This window comes from Agrobacterium pusense (genome assembly GCF_013285525.1).
Classification (GTDB): Bacteria; Pseudomonadota; Alphaproteobacteria; order Rhizobiales; family Rhizobiaceae; genus Agrobacterium; species Agrobacterium pusense.
The window spans coordinates 1,220,058-1,233,436 of record NZ_CP053857.1; the positions used below are offsets into that span (position 1 = coordinate 1,220,058).

Annotated in this window: 12 protein-coding genes; 6 read left to right on the top strand and 6 right to left on the bottom strand. The window is 60.2% G+C overall.

Annotated elements, in window-relative coordinates; all coding sequences use genetic code 11:
• Window positions 1-51 precede the first annotated feature (51 nt).
• The 5 genes from HQN82_RS19230 to HQN82_RS19250 all read right to left on the bottom strand — a co-directional run bounded on the left by HQN82_RS19230 (window position 52) and on the right by HQN82_RS19250 (window position 5,401).
• Window positions 52-1,389: a sensor histidine kinase gene (locus tag HQN82_RS19230; RefSeq protein ID WP_107340608.1), complete on the bottom strand. Its 1,338-nt coding sequence runs from the start codon at window positions 1,387-1,389 to the stop codon at window positions 52-54.
• A 21-nt stretch (window positions 1,390-1,410) separates the two neighbouring features.
• Window positions 1,411-2,064 carry a response regulator gene (locus HQN82_RS19235; RefSeq protein ID WP_107340607.1) on the bottom strand — a complete coding sequence of 218 codons (654 nt, stop codon included), beginning with the start codon at window positions 2,062-2,064 and terminating at the stop codon, window positions 1,411-1,413.
• A gap of 66 nt (window positions 2,065-2,130) precedes the next feature.
• Window positions 2,131-3,798: a phosphoethanolamine transferase gene (locus HQN82_RS19240; RefSeq protein ID WP_173615618.1), complete on the bottom strand. Its 1,668-nt coding sequence runs from the start codon at window positions 3,796-3,798 to the stop codon at window positions 2,131-2,133.
• A gap of 186 nt (window positions 3,799-3,984) precedes the next feature.
• Window positions 3,985-4,248 carry a spike base protein, RCAP_Rcc01079 family gene (locus HQN82_RS19245; protein WP_173615619.1) on the bottom strand — a complete coding sequence of 88 codons (264 nt, stop codon included), beginning with the start codon at window positions 4,246-4,248 and terminating at the stop codon, window positions 3,985-3,987.
• A gap of 241 nt (window positions 4,249-4,489) precedes the next feature.
• On the bottom strand, window positions 4,490-5,401 hold the full coding sequence (locus HQN82_RS19250) for a LysR family transcriptional regulator (RefSeq protein ID WP_173615620.1): 912 nt from the start codon (window positions 5,399-5,401) through the stop codon (window positions 4,490-4,492).
• 141 nt (window positions 5,402-5,542) lie between these two features.
• Here HQN82_RS19250 and HQN82_RS19255 point away from each other — a divergent pair, with 141 nt between their 5' ends.
• The 6 genes from HQN82_RS19255 (at window position 5,543) to HQN82_RS19280 (ending at window position 12,726) form a co-directional block, all read left to right on the top strand.
• Window positions 5,543-7,717 (top strand): TonB-dependent siderophore receptor, encoded by a 2,175-nt coding sequence (locus HQN82_RS19255; protein WP_173615621.1) that lies wholly within the window; start codon window positions 5,543-5,545, stop codon window positions 7,715-7,717.
• A 28-nt stretch (window positions 7,718-7,745) separates the two neighbouring features.
• The gene (locus tag HQN82_RS19260) at window positions 7,746-8,648 is read left to right on the top strand and encodes an iron-siderophore ABC transporter substrate-binding protein (protein WP_173615622.1); all 903 of its coding nucleotides are present in this window, start codon (window positions 7,746-7,748) and stop codon (window positions 8,646-8,648) included.
• A complete protein-coding gene (fhuB, locus tag HQN82_RS19265) occupies window positions 8,645-10,609 on the top strand; it encodes a Fe(3+)-hydroxamate ABC transporter permease FhuB (RefSeq protein WP_173615623.1) in 1,965 nt (654 codons plus the stop codon). The genes HQN82_RS19260 and fhuB overlap by 4 nt, the downstream gene beginning before the upstream one ends.
• Before the next feature lie 34 nt (window positions 10,610-10,643).
• Window positions 10,644-11,453, top strand: a complete 810-nt coding sequence (locus tag HQN82_RS19270; protein WP_173615624.1) for an ATP-binding cassette domain-containing protein — start codon at window positions 10,644-10,646, stop codon at window positions 11,451-11,453.
• Between the two features lie 248 nt (window positions 11,454-11,701).
• A complete protein-coding gene (locus HQN82_RS19275) occupies window positions 11,702-12,229 on the top strand; it encodes a DUF992 domain-containing protein (protein WP_004437608.1) in 528 nt (175 codons plus the stop codon).
• Window positions 12,230-12,327: 98 nt separating this feature from the next.
• On the top strand, window positions 12,328-12,726 hold the full coding sequence (locus HQN82_RS19280; protein WP_173616015.1) for a c-type cytochrome: 399 nt from the start codon (window positions 12,328-12,330) through the stop codon (window positions 12,724-12,726).
• A gap of 2 nt (window positions 12,727-12,728) precedes the next feature.
• Here HQN82_RS19280 and recX read toward each other — a convergent pair whose 3' ends face one another.
• On the bottom strand, window positions 12,729-13,319 hold the full coding sequence (recX, locus tag HQN82_RS19285) for a recombination regulator RecX (RefSeq protein WP_173615625.1): 591 nt from the start codon (window positions 13,317-13,319) through the stop codon (window positions 12,729-12,731).
• Window positions 13,320-13,379 lie beyond the last annotated feature (60 nt).

Below are 13,379 nucleotides of genomic sequence, written 5' to 3' on the forward strand. Positions count from 1 at the left end.
CAAAAACCAGCAAAGCCCCGTCCTTCCGGCGGGGCTTCTTCTTTTTTGCGTTCAGGCGGCTTCGCTAGGAATGATCACGCGGGCTTCAAAACCGTCCTGCTGACCTTCTGCGGGAGAGGAAAGCACCAGTTTTCCGCCGGTCTGTTCCACCAGGCTTTTGACGATGGCCAGACCAAGCCCGGTGCCGTCAGCCGTAGACTGGCCTCTGGTGAAACGTGTCGTCAGCTTGGGCAACAACACCGGATCGACGGTCGGCCCGGCATTTACGACGCGGATCGCGCCGTCTGTTTCCGCAATCACCTGCACGGGGCTTTTCGGCGGGCTGTGAATCAGCGCGTTTTCGAGAAGGTTGCGGATGATGATACCGAAGGCATCCGGACCGATCCTGCCGGACAGGGCGCCTTCACATCGATTGGTAAAGCGGATGCGAGACGCCCCTATCGCCGTCCTGCTCATATCGTCGATAACGAGTTCGAGCACGGGAATGAGATCACTCGTCTTATCCGTGAGGCCGATCCTGGCTTCAGCCCGGGACATCTGAAGCAGTTTCTCAGCGAGGTGGGCGAGGTGCTGCAGGGATTTTTCGATGTTTTCAACGCGTGGCGCAAGCTCCGGGGGAATATCGGCGTGCAGCCGCTGCGCCTGCGCCAGCGCGCCGGCAATCGGGGTTCGCAATTCGTGGGCGCTATTGGCGGTGAATTCCCGCTCCGCCTCGATTGTAGAGCGCAGCCGCCCAAGCAGCAGGTTGACCGATCGCGCAATGGGGTGCAATTCGGGCGGGAAGGGCTGAGTTGCAAGCGGCGCGAGATTGCCGCCGTCCTTCTTGCCGATTTCGTCGCGTAAGGTTTGCACCGGCTGAAGCGTTCGCCGCACGACGACGATGACCGCAAAAATGCTGGCAGGAATGAGAATGAGCACGGGCAACACCAGCGCGGTTCCTGCCTCCACGATTGCCTCGCGACGATTTGCGAAGGCATCGGCGACCTGCAGGAAATAGTTGCCGTCGGGTGAGGCGACCGTGAAGATGCGCTGCGACGATGTTTCTGAAAACCCGGGATCGAGCGAGACTTCGAAAGGCTCCGTCGAACTGTCATGCGAATGCAGCACAACCTGGCCTTCTCGGTCGCGAACCTGATAGGTCAGATATTCCGCTCCCTCCGCCGACTGGTTGAGCTTCTGCGCGGCCGGCGCGGTATTGTTCTCACGCAGGTCGTCGAGCAGAAGCGGCAGCAGTCTTTCCGCGGTTTCCTCGAGACCGGCATCGAAAATCTCAGCGAACTCGTCCTGCATCACCATGACGCCCAACCCGCAGGCGAGAAGCCATGATATGGCGACAACGCTAGTCAGCGCCATCACGAGTTTGCGGGTCATGCTGGTCGGTCTGGCCATCTGTATCTGCCTGGGGTTCGTCTATTTGATCGTGTAGCCAACGCCACGCACCGTCTCGACGCGGTCATGGCCGATTTTCTTGCGCAGCCGGCTGATATAGACTTCGACCGTGTTGCTCTCTATTTCCGCGCCGAATTCGTACAGGGTATCGTGCAGCTGCGCTTTCGAGACGACTGCGCCGGGATGCTCGACCAGTTTCTCCAGCACGGCCCATTCGCGGGCGCTGAGCGTCTGCGCCGTCCCATCGACCGTGATGTTGCGCGCCACCTGGTTGATCTCGATGCCGGGCAGGCGGATAACGGGGGCAGAACGCCCCTCGTAACGACGCGAGACCGCCAGCATGCGTGCTGAAAGTTCGTTGAGATCGAAAGGCTTGACCAGATAATCGTCCGCGCCGGCATTGAGCCCGGCAATCCGGTCGGAGACCTGGTCATGCGCCGTCAGAATGATGACCGGCGTGGCGTCGTCGCGCTTGCGCAGGCTTTGCAGAAGGGTGATGCCCTCGCCGTCAGGCAGTCGCATGTCGAGAAGGATCAGGCCGTAAACCATCGTCAGCGTCGCCGCCATGGCGTCGCCCAGCGTCTTGAACCAGTCGACAGCGTGACCCGCCGCGGCCACATGGTCCCGCAGCGCCTCCCCCAGCACATGATCGTCTTCAACAAGCAGAACCCGCAAGACAGCTCCCTCTATCGCGTCGTCTTGCGTATCTTGTTCTCCGGATAAGCGTCAAGCACTGTCTGTTCAGCTCGTCCGGCGTTGGGTACAGCCGCTGAAGACATCGAGCGAGGGATCGTAGACCGAGGTGGAGACGTTCATCATTCCAAGGATGCTGTGGAAATAATTGTCGTGCGAGCGCCCGCCCTCTGCCGCGCTTTTCGCAAGGCAGGCCTTGTCCAGTCCCATGGATTTGGCAAAATCGTCATCGAACCACACGAAAAACGGCACATGGGTCTGCTGGTCGGGCGCGAGGAGATAGGGCGCGCCATGCAGGTAGACGCCGTTTTCGCCAAGCGACTCGCCGTGGTCCGAGGCGTAGATCATGCCTGTTGCCAGCTTGTCGGAACGGGCCTTCAGCTTGTCGATCACGGTCGAGAGGAAGTGGTCGGTATAAAGAAGCGTGTTGTCGTAGGAGTTGACGATTTCGGCGTCGCTGCAATTGCCAAGCTCGGCGGTGCGGCAGTCCGGCGTGAACTTGCGGAACTCGTCGGTGTAACGCAGGTAGTAGGTCGGACCATGGCTGCCCATCTGGTGCAGCACGATGACACTGTCCTTCTTGACGTTATCGAGCCAGGCATCGAGCTTGTCGAAAAAGATGTCGTCGCGGCATTCCCCGCCGGTGCAGAAGCGGCTGTCATTGGTGGAAGGCAGGTCGAAATAGGGAATACGGTCGGCGACGTCCTTGCTACCGGTATTATTGTCCAGCCAGGTCGCGCTGACCCCTGCATGGACGAGGACATCCATGACATTTTCATTCGCAAGCGCCTTCTTGTGGCTATATTGCGAGCGTGTGAGTTGCGAGAACATGCAGGGAATGGAAATCGCCGTCGCGGTGCCACAGCTCGTTGTGCTGGGGAAATAAACCACATCGCGCTTCTTGAGCTCCGGATTGGTTTCCCGCCCGTAGCCATTCAGCGAAAAATTCGCCGCGCGGGCAGTTTCGCCCGCAACGATGACGGTAATGCGTGGCTTATGCACGTTACCCAATGCGGGCAGGACTTTGGCGTCCTTGCCGATGGGGCTGACCTGAATATCGACTTCCTTGCCGGCCTGCGTGAAATAATGCACCGTCGACATGATCGGTGACAACGGATTAACGCTCTTGACGATATCCTTGTGCTGGCGAATGGCGGTTGTGAAGGTCTTGGAGTTGGCGAAGCTGATGATGCCGGTTATGGCAAGGCAGACCAGGATGCTGATCGTGTTCCACAGAAGCTTGTCGAGGATCGGCCGGTGCCGGATGCGGACGGCGACGACGACGAGGGACGGCACCAGCCCGTAAATCGCCATATGCCAGAGAAAGCCGGGCGTGATCAGATTGCCCGCTTCCGCCTGCGTCGTCTCCATGGCGTTGCGGATCATGTCGCTGTCGATGACGATACCGTAGCGATCCATGAACCAGGACGCCGCCGCCGCCGCGAAGATCAGGACGATCAGAAACGGCCTGAGGAGATATTTGGCGGAGAAAATCGTGATGAGCGCGCCAAAAAAGGCGATCATGGCAACATAGAGCGCGACGATGGCGACCGGATAGGCGGAAAGATAGGTATGAACCTTCGACCAGAATGTCCGGTTCGTGAAAAACAGGAGATAAGCCGCCGTCAGCAGGCTCAGCGCCACGCTGCCGATTTCCGGACGATAAGTTGTTGTTCCCGTCGCTTTCGCGGTAAAAAGAGCCACTGCCAGATCCACCAAATTTTCGATAGGCCGGCGGCAATGACAAGCGAGCGCAAACGCCCCTTTCAGGTTTGCCGCATGGGCCGGTCAATGGCGCATGCAGGATTTTGCTGACATCAACCTGAAAGCTTGTCATGAAAGTGTCATGTTGCATGGCATTGCCTCCATAGTGTGTGTGGCGCTGTTGCTGCGGAAAAAGCATCAGTTGAGCCCGACAATGCCGGTTGCGGTGGTGCGCGTCGAAAATATCCGCGTTGCGCGGACCGGCAGCAGGCTGCCGGCGGGCAGGTTCTGGAAGGTCACGGTTGCCCCGGAAAGCAGTGTCAGGCAAAGATGTCCGCCATTGCCCACATAGATCGCGCGTGTGGCGGAAGGAAGCGGCTTTGCATCGTCCGGAACGACGTCAAAAGCGTGGGAAGCCGGTGATTCGAGGCCGGCGGCATAGTGATCGTAAATCTCAGCCATTGCTGTCTCCCATAAATCGAAATCTGTCGCGATTATGCAGTGGGCCGGGGCGGCGGGCAGATGCGGGGAAGGAGATTTTTACCCTGGTCACCGGAACGATGTCCGGCAGGCAGCCATCTGCCCGGCAATTCCGGGCATTGCGGAGCATCGTCGTCGCTGAATCAATGCCGCGCGACGGAGGACGGCGGATTTTTCGTCCCCGGCGAATAAGGTGCGACACGGATATTTCCTTCCACGCGGCTCAATTGCGGGCGTGGAGAATGAAGGCCCTGACGGCGGGGGAGGCTTCGGTTTTCCGGTGGGCGATGGCGAGGTCCGACGTCGTGGCGCTTGCCGCAAGCGGCACATAACGCACGCCGGGCAACCGCAGGCAATCGAGCGAGCGCGGCACCAGTGCAACGCCAAGGCCAATGGCCACCATGCTGACAATGGTCGTGTAGTCCCTGCCTTCCGGGCTGATTGCCGGCTGGAACCCGGCCTCGTTGCAGGCCTCGATGGTGTTGTAATGAAAGCCGACATCCGGCGGCTGCCGCGGCGTGATGAAGGTCTCACCGGAAAGATTTTTCAGATCGATCTGCGGGGCAAAAGCCGAAGGATGGTTTTCCGGCAGCGCTGCCATCAAGGGCTCCCGCAGCACCACGTGGGTTGTCACACCTTCCGGAACAGGGGCGGGCGGGCGGATAAAGGCGAAATCCAGATTGCCGTCGGCAATCCTGGCCAGTTGCAGCCGCATTTCCATCTCGATCAATTGCAGCTCCACATCGGGATGGGAGGCGCGGAAACTGGCGATCGACTGTATCATTAGCCCGGAATAGGCGGCCGAGGCGACATAACCGATGGAGATACGCCCGGTTTCGCCGCGGCCGACACGCTTCAGCGTTGCAAGCGTCGCCTCGGCATTCGAGAGGATTTTCCGGGCATCCTCATAAAGAAGCTGGCCGGGCATGGTGAGCTTCACCGACCGCCTTGTGCGATCAAGCAACGGCATGCCGACGATCTGTTCAAGCGCCATGATCTGCTGGCTCAAACCCGGCTGGGCAATGCCGAGGCGGGCAGCGGCGCGCTCGAAATTGCGCTCGTCCACCAGCGTGGTAAAATAGCGCAGATGCCGCAGCTCGAACGCGTCAGCCCGGTTCGCCGGTTTTCTGCCCATTGTCAGCGCCTCCAGGTTTTGAATAATTCCAAACTATTATGGAGACGTATTTCATAACCAAAAATTATGAAAAAATCCAGTTTCACTTATTGGATCGAAATCCACACCTTGCGTAATAAGATGACTTTAATTCTCCAGTAAATGACCGCCTTATGGCTGGTGCGGGTGACGAGGGATTTTGGCGTGCAGGGAAAAACCAAACACATTTCCATTCTGGCTGGTGGCTGCGCCGCCATTGCTTATGTGGCGTTCCTTGCCCCGGCTTCCGCCCTTGCACAGGACGCCGGAACCACGGTGCTGCAGACCATCACCGTCGACGGCGCGAAAAATCAGGACCCCACGGCGCCCGTGCAGGGTTATGTGGCGAAAACCAGCGCCAGCGCCACCAAGACAGGGCGATCCCTGATCGAGACGCCGCAATCGGTATCCGTCATCACCAGAGATCAGATGGATGCGCAGGATGTCCGCAATCTCGGCGAGGCGCTGAATTATGTGCCGGGGGTGGTTGCGCAGCCGTTCGGCGCCGATCCGCGTTTCGATGCGCCGCGCATTCGCGGCTTTCAGGGGAATCAGCTGCAGTTCCTCAATGGTCTGCGGCTGATGCGGACGGCCGGTGCGCCTTCTTTTGAGGTCTACGGTCTGGAGCGCGTGGAGGTCATTCGCGGGCCCGCTTCCGTGCTCTACGGGCAGGGCAATCCCGGCGGCCTTATCAATCTCAGCAGCAAACGGCCGACCTTCGAACGGTTCGGCGAAGTCGGTGCGCAGATCGGCAGCTTCGATTATTATCAGTCGATGTTCGATATTGGCGGCCCGGTGGCGGATAGCGACAGTTTCGCCTATCGCCTGACCGGCCTTGCGCGCAACGCCCATGCCCAGACGGACAATTTGCAGAACGACCGTTATTTCATCGCGCCGGCTCTCACATGGCAGCCGGACGAGGATACGAAGCTGACGGTTCTTGCCTCCTATCAGCACGACAATCCGAGTTCGCCCTCCGGCCTGCCACCGGCGCTGACCTATTTCAGACCCGGCAATATGCTGGGCCGTAGCTTTTATGTCGGTGATCCGTCCTTCGATACATCAAACCGCAAGTTCACCAATATCGGTTATGAATTTGAACACCGCTTCGATGAGACCTTCACCTTCCGTCAGAATGCGCGTTATTCCAATTTCGACTGGTCCTACCGCGCGCTCGGCATGTCTTCGACCAGCGGCGGCATGATCGGCAATCTCATCCGTCGCAACGCGACATTCCAGGACGAGCTGCTGAACACCTTCAACATCGACAACAGCCTCCAGGCGGATTTTTCCACGGGGCCGATCGATCATACCCTGCTTGTCGGGCTGGATTACCGCTATTTCGACAATAACGTCAAAACCGAGTTCTGGGCCGCAACGCCGCTCGATCCCGTCAATCCTGTTTATGGCGGGCCGATCAGCCTTACCTCGCGCACGCTTTATGCCGATGTGAAGACCGATATTTCCCAGATCGGCCTTTATGCGCAGGACGAGATGGCGATCGAGAACTGGCGCGTCACTGCCGGCCTGCGGCAGGACTGGGCAAGCACCAGCGGCAGGACCTTCAATGGCACCACCTATCGCACGCTCGACAAGGATGACCACAAGCTGACCGGTCGTGTCGGCGTCAGCTATCTGTTTGATGGCGGAATCGCGCCCTATGTCAGCTATGCAACCTCCTTCGAGCCGGTGCCGCAGCCGGCTGTCGGTGATGCGCCAAAACCGACCACCGGTGAACAATGGGAAGCGGGTGTCAAATACCAGCCGGAAGGTTTCGACGGTTTCTTTTCGGCGGCGATCTACGATCTGAAACAGAAGAACGTCACAACGACGGTGGGTGGCGTGACGCAGCAGATGGATGAGGCGCACGTGAAGGGCCTGGAGCTTGAAGGCGTTGCAAGCCTTGTCGACGGGCTCGACCTGCGCGCGGCCTATACCTACATGGACAGTGAGGTCTCCGGCCGTGTGAATAACGGGAAGGAGCTTGATAGCACCCCCCGGCACGCCGCCAGCCTCTGGCTCGATTACACCTTCCCGGAAGATACCGCGCTCGAAGGTTTCGGCATCGGCGGCGGTGTTCGTTACGTTGGAAAACGTTATGGCGATGCCGCCAATACCTTTGAGATGAAGGGGCTCGCCCTGCTCGATCTCGGCGTGCATTACGAGAAGAACGGCTACCGCGCCTCGCTTATGGTGCAAAACTTGACTGATAAAGAATATATTTCTAGTTGCTCCACTTTCGGATGCTATTACGGTGACGGAAGAACGGTCATGGGCAAGCTTACCTATCGTTGGTAACGCCACATCTAAGTGAAGCAGCAGGGGCATGACGCGCAAGGATCGATGGATGTCTCCCGTTTGGGGACGGCGGGAGTTTTTGGCCCTGCTCGCTGCTGCGGCCTTTGCTGGCACGACGCGGGCACAGTCGACCCCGCGCATTGCCGCCATTGACTGGGCGATGCTCGAAACAGCCGTGGCCCTTGGCGTCATGCCGGTGGCGGCGACCGAGCTTATCCAGTTCCGGGCGGGTGCGGTTGAGCCCGAAATCCCGGAAACCGTAGCCGATCTCGGCCTGCGCGGCGCTCCGAATTTCGAGCTCCTGCAACTGACCCGACCCGATCTCATTCTGATCTCGCCCTTCTACACCCGCTACACCGGCAGGCTTGAAGCTATCGCGCCGGTCTTCTCGTTGCCCTTTTACGTAAAGGGCGAACCACCTTTCGCAAAGGCGCTGGCGGCAGTCACGGCGCTTGGTGAAAAGCTCGGGCGGGCCGGAGAGGCGCGCAGAGTTCTGGATGAAACGGAAGCGGCGCTGCACGCCATGCGGACACGCCTCGCCGGATTTGCGGCGCGGCCGACCTATGTGATCAATATCGGCGACGCGCGGCATTTTCGCGCTTTCGGCGCGGACAGCATGTTCGGGGATGTTCTTGGCCGGCTGGGGCTTGCCAATGCCTGGGTGGATCGTTCGCAATTCACTTTCGCGGCTCCGGTCCCGATTGAAAACCTCGCGGCCTCGCCGGATGCCCGCATCATCGTCGTCTCCGATATTCCGGTCGAGGCACGGGAAACGTTGCGCAACAGCGCAATCTGGCGGGCACTGCCTGCCGTGCGGGAAAACCGCGTTGTGACGCTTGCCAATGTCGCCCCCTATGGCGGCATCACCGCCGGCATGCGTTTTGCGCGGCTTCTGACCGAAGCGCTTTCGGTGCGGGGGGAAGCCCTGTGACGGCGCGCCCTCTCCACATTGTCCTGGGGCTGCTGTTCGCTCTCGCCTGGGGGCTCTCCCTGCATGCAGGGCTGCTCCGGCTGCCGTTCAGCGCATGGCCCAGTCCACCGTTCGATGCCGCCAACCTGTCGATGGATCAGGTGATTTTCGCCTTCAGCCTGATGCCCCGTGTGGCGGTTTCCGTTCTGGCGGGCGCGATGCTCGGTCTGTCCGGGGCGCTTTTCCAGCAATTGCTGCGCAATCCGATTGCCGATCCTTCGACGCTCGGCATCTCGGCCGGCGCGCAACTGGCAATCGTCATCGCCACCCTGTTTTTTCCGTCTGTTCTGGATGGCAACCGCGCCCTGGTGGCGCTTGCCGGGGCCGCTGCGGCCGCGGGTATTGTCTTCCTGCTTGGCTGGCGGCGCTCCTTCGAGCCGGTGACCATGGTGGTGTCAGGATTGCTGGTCGGCATCACCGCCGCTTCCGTTTCCGCGGCGCTGACGCTCGCGCAGGGCGAATATCTGATGTCTCTGGTGGTCTGGAACGGCGGCTCGCTCAGCCAGCAGGACTGGTCGAACGCCCTGTCTCTCACCTGCCAGCTTCTGGCAGGGCTCGTTCTGACCGGCCTGCTGATAAGGCCTTTGACGGTTCTCGGTCTCGGCGATTCCGGTGCGCGATCGCTCGGTGTATCGCTCTTTTCGATCAGGCTCGCGGTTGCGGCCGTCGCGGTCATGCTGGCCGCCTTCGTTGCTTCTGCGGTTGGCCTCGTCAGCTTTATCGGTCTTGCCGCGCCGGCACTCACCCGGGCGCTGGGCGTGCGGCGCTCGTCTTCCGTTCTGTTCGTTTCGCCCCTGCTCGGCGGTCTGCTTCTCTGGTTCTGCGATAGTCTGGTCCAGCTTCTGGCGAGCACGACGGCGGAAGTTTTTCCAACGGGTGCGGTGACGGCCCTGATCGGCGGTCCGCTGCTTCTGTGGCTTCTGCCGAAAATCCAGCCGACAGACGTGCAGCGCGGTGAAGGCGTCGAGCTTGCGACAAGACGCCGGCTTAGGTCCCTGCTGCCTGCGCTGGCCATCATGGCGGTGCTGGTGTCTGCCGCACTCGCCGTCGGCAAGGGACCGGATGGCTGGGAAATGCTGAAGGCGGACGATCTGCAAAGCCTGTTGCCGTTCCGCTGGCCCCGGCTGCTGGCCGCCATGGCCGCTGGCGGTCTTCTCGCGATGGCGGGTGCTCTCTTGCAGCGGCTGACAGGCAACCCGATGGCGAGCCCGGAGGTGATCGGCGTCAGCGGCGGTGCGGGCCTCGGTTTTGCCGTCGCCATCACCATTTTTCCGGCAGCAGGCCTGCCGGAACTGTTTTGCGGCGCCGGCATCGGCTCGGCGGCAGTCATGATCCTTGTGCTCTTCTTCGCAATGCGCAGGCACCTCACGCCGGAAAAGATACTGCTCGCGGGCATTGCCGTCAGTTCGCTCTGCTCGGCGGTGCTTTCGGCGCTGCTTGCCATTGGCGACCAGCGGGCATGGCAGATCCTCGCCTGGCTCAGCGGCTCGGGTTCGACGGCAACGCCGGCTTCGGCGATCTTTCTCGCCGTTCTTTCCATCGTGCTTCTGGCGGGGGCATTATCGGTCACGCGCTGGCTGACGATCCTGCCGCTAGGGCGGGATGTGCCGCTTTCCCTCGGCCTGCCGCTCGGCGCTGCGCGAATCGCCGTCATCGCCGTGGCCGGCATTGCCACCGGTGCCGCCTCGCTGCTGGTTGGTCCCTTGAGTTTCGTCGGGTTGATGGCGCCCCATATTGCGCTGCGCTCCGGTTTCACAACGCCACGTGACCATCTCTTCGCCTCCTTCCTGTTCGGCGCGGTGCTGATGGCGCTTTCCGATCTTGGCGCGCGGACGGTGACCTTTCCCTATGAACTGCCGCTCGGACTTTTTGCGGCGCTTGCCGGCGCGCCCTATCTGATCTGGCTTTCAGGCAGGCGATGATGAATTTTTTGAAAGATGTATGGAGATGAGAAGCATGGGTCAGGCAGCGCCCGCGGTCGGTTACGATGATATGCCGCTTTTTTCTCTGGATCGCGTCACCATGGAAGTGCCGGGCAGGACATTGCTGCAGCCGCTGACGGCCAGTTTTGCGACCGGCAAGACCATCGGCCTGATCGGCCATAACGGTTCGGGAAAATCCACGCTGCTGAAGATTCTCGCACGGATACAGGAGCCGACGGCGGGCCGGGTGTCCTTCGAAGGGAAGGCGCTTGCCGCCTGGAGCAATCGGGAATTTGCGCGAAAGCTCGCCTATCTGCCGCAATATACGCCGGCCGCTTCCGGCATGCTGGCCAAAGAACTCGTTGCACTTGGCCGCTATCCCTGGCACGGCGCGCTGGGCCAGTTTACGAAGGCGGATCAGGAAAAAGTGGACGAGGCGATCGAGCTCACCGATACCGTTGCCTTCCGCGACCGGCTGGTGGATACGCTTTCGGGTGGCGAGCGTCAGCGCGTATGGCTTGCCATGCTGGTGGCACAGAACGCCGAAAGCCTGCTTCTCGATGAACCCATCTCGGCACTTGACCTGGCGCACCAGATCGAGGTGCTTTCGCTGGTGCAGAGACTGTCGCGGGAAAAAGGCCTTGGCGTCATCGTCGTGCTGCACGACGTCAACATGGCGGCACGCTTCTGCGACGAGATCGTCGCGCTGCATTCCGGCCGGTTGATTGCCCGGGGAACGCCGGAAGAGATCATGACGCCGGAGACGCTGGAGCGCATCTATGGCGTGCGAATGGACGTGATGACCCACGCCGCCACCGGCCTTCCCGTGGCCCTGCCGCTCTGACGTTGTTGCTGCAGAACCACGTTTGGCAACGCTTGCTGTTTATAGTGATTCCGCACGCATTTCCCGCCCTAACAATGTCTTAATGGCATCCTACCGCCATCAGACATTGTTAACCGTTCGGCTTTCATCGCCTCCAATTAAGTTGTTTTGGATCGATTTCAGGGAACAAACGTTAACAGTGCGGAATTCAATATCCGGAGAGGGCAAGAAGGGCTGCTGCGGGTAGGAATAAAACAGGAGATAATCAGATGAAAAAGGCTGTTGCCGTAACTTTTGCCGCATTGACGATGGGCCTTGGCGGAACTGCATCCGCACTCGCTGCCGACCTTGCACGATACGAGCCGGCTCCGCAGGAGCAGGACGATCGCAACGGCGTCAAGATCGGTTACCTCACCTGCGATATCGGCGGCGGCGTCGGTTACGTTCTCGGCTCGGCCAAGGAACTGGATTGCACCTTCCAGTCCACGATCGGCGCACGTCGTACCGACCATTATAGCGGCGCTATCCGCAAGATGGGCGTCGACCTTGGTTTCACCACGCAGGGCCGTCTGGTCTGGGCCGTTTTCGCCCCGACCGCCGGTTACCACCGCGGTTCGCTCGGCGGCCTTTATCAGGGCGCAACGGCCGAAGTCACCGTCGGTCTCGGCGTTGGCACGAACGTTCTCGTCGGCGGTACTTCCGGCTCGATCCAGCTGCAGACAGTGAGCGTGACCGGCCAGGTTGGCCTCAACCTCGCCGCCACCGGCACCTCGGTGACGCTGACGGCCATGAACTGATCCGGCTGATGCCCGGAGGCTAGAGCCGGGCATTAGGTCGCATGACAAAACACGCCCTCTTCGTTGTCAGACGCAGAGGGCGTTGTATTATCAGGGGTATGATGTCCCCAATCAAAAAAGTCGCGGCCGCGGTCGCGTTCATCCTCCTCCCGGCGTCGAGCGCTTTCTCCGAAGGCGATGCTGCGCATGGCGAGAAGGTTTTCAGTCGCTGCTCCACCTGCCACAGCATCGACGCGCCGCGTACCCGCATGGGGCCGCATCTGATGGGCGTGGTCGGAAGACCCATCGCATCTATCGCTGACTACAGCCACTATTCACAGGCGCTGAAGGATGCTGGAGCGGCAGGCAGGGTTTGGTCGGAGGAGGAGTTGCAGAAATTTCTGTCCAGTCCGAAGAAGGCGCTCCCGGGAAATTCAATGCGCTTTTTTGGCCTCTGGAGTGAGAGTGATATCGCCGATCTCATCGCTTATCTGAAAACCCGTCCACTGCCGCAATAACGTCAGAGCGATACTTCCGACAAAATATCTTCCGCTTCTTCCGTCGTCATCGACATAACCTTCGACCCGATTTCGAAACCAAAACCATTGCGGGCAAATGCCGAAAACTCCTTTGCCTTGCGCTTCTCATCAAGCTCGACCCGACGGTAAGGGCCAAAAGCGCGTTTTCGCGCAAAATTGATGGCTGCGACCAGATCGTTGGTTTCCTGAAGGGCGACGGCTGCGGTCTCCCGGTCTATCCCCTTAAGCTGCAGCTTTTGCGCCAGCCCCCGTTTCGATTTGCCGCTGCGCTGCCCGCTTCGCACGGTGATTTCCGCAAAGGCTGTATCGTCAAGCGCCTTGATCTCATAAGCGAAACGCACCGCGAAATCGCCAAGCGCCTTTATCTGCGCGGTGCCGATATCCTCGAATTTTTCCCGTGCCTTGCGCATGATGGCGTCGCGCAGCTGCTTCTCCGTCATCATGCGCTGTTCCAGCCGGTAGAGAGCGGAATTGCGTGCCCAGGAGAGCATGCGGCTGGTTGGTTCAACGGCCGGCGCTTTGCCGTCGAACTCCATATCGTCAGTCAGGGAGAGGTTGGAATCGTCACTCATGGGCCAATTATAGCGCTCTGAAGCGATCTTGCCACTTCCTGCCAGACCAGCGTTTTCGGA

Excerpts from the sequence above, each read along its gene's own strand:
- HQN82_RS19255 (WP_173615621.1), top strand. The coding sequence starts at position 5,543 with ATGACCGCCTTATGGCTGGTGCGGGTGACGAGGGATTTTGGCGTGCAG.
- HQN82_RS19250 (WP_173615620.1), bottom strand. The coding sequence starts at position 5,401 with ATGGGCAGAAAACCGGCGAACCGGGCTGACGCGTTCGAGCTGCGGCAT.
- HQN82_RS19230 (WP_107340608.1), bottom strand. The coding sequence starts at position 1,389 with ATGGCCAGACCGACCAGCATGACCCGCAAACTCGTGATGGCGCTGACT.
- HQN82_RS19270 (WP_173615624.1), top strand. The coding sequence starts at position 10,644 with ATGGGTCAGGCAGCGCCCGCGGTCGGTTACGATGATATGCCGCTTTTT.
- HQN82_RS19260 (WP_173615622.1), top strand. The coding sequence starts at position 7,746 with ATGACGCGCAAGGATCGATGGATGTCTCCCGTTTGGGGACGGCGGGAG.
- recX (WP_173615625.1), bottom strand. The coding sequence starts at position 13,319 with ATGAGTGACGATTCCAACCTCTCCCTGACTGACGATATGGAGTTCGAC.
- HQN82_RS19245 (WP_173615619.1), bottom strand. The coding sequence starts at position 4,248 with ATGGCTGAGATTTACGATCACTATGCCGCCGGCCTCGAATCACCGGCT.
- HQN82_RS19280 (WP_173616015.1), top strand. The coding sequence starts at position 12,328 with ATGATGTCCCCAATCAAAAAAGTCGCGGCCGCGGTCGCGTTCATCCTC.
- HQN82_RS19275 (WP_004437608.1), top strand. The coding sequence starts at position 11,702 with ATGAAAAAGGCTGTTGCCGTAACTTTTGCCGCATTGACGATGGGCCTT.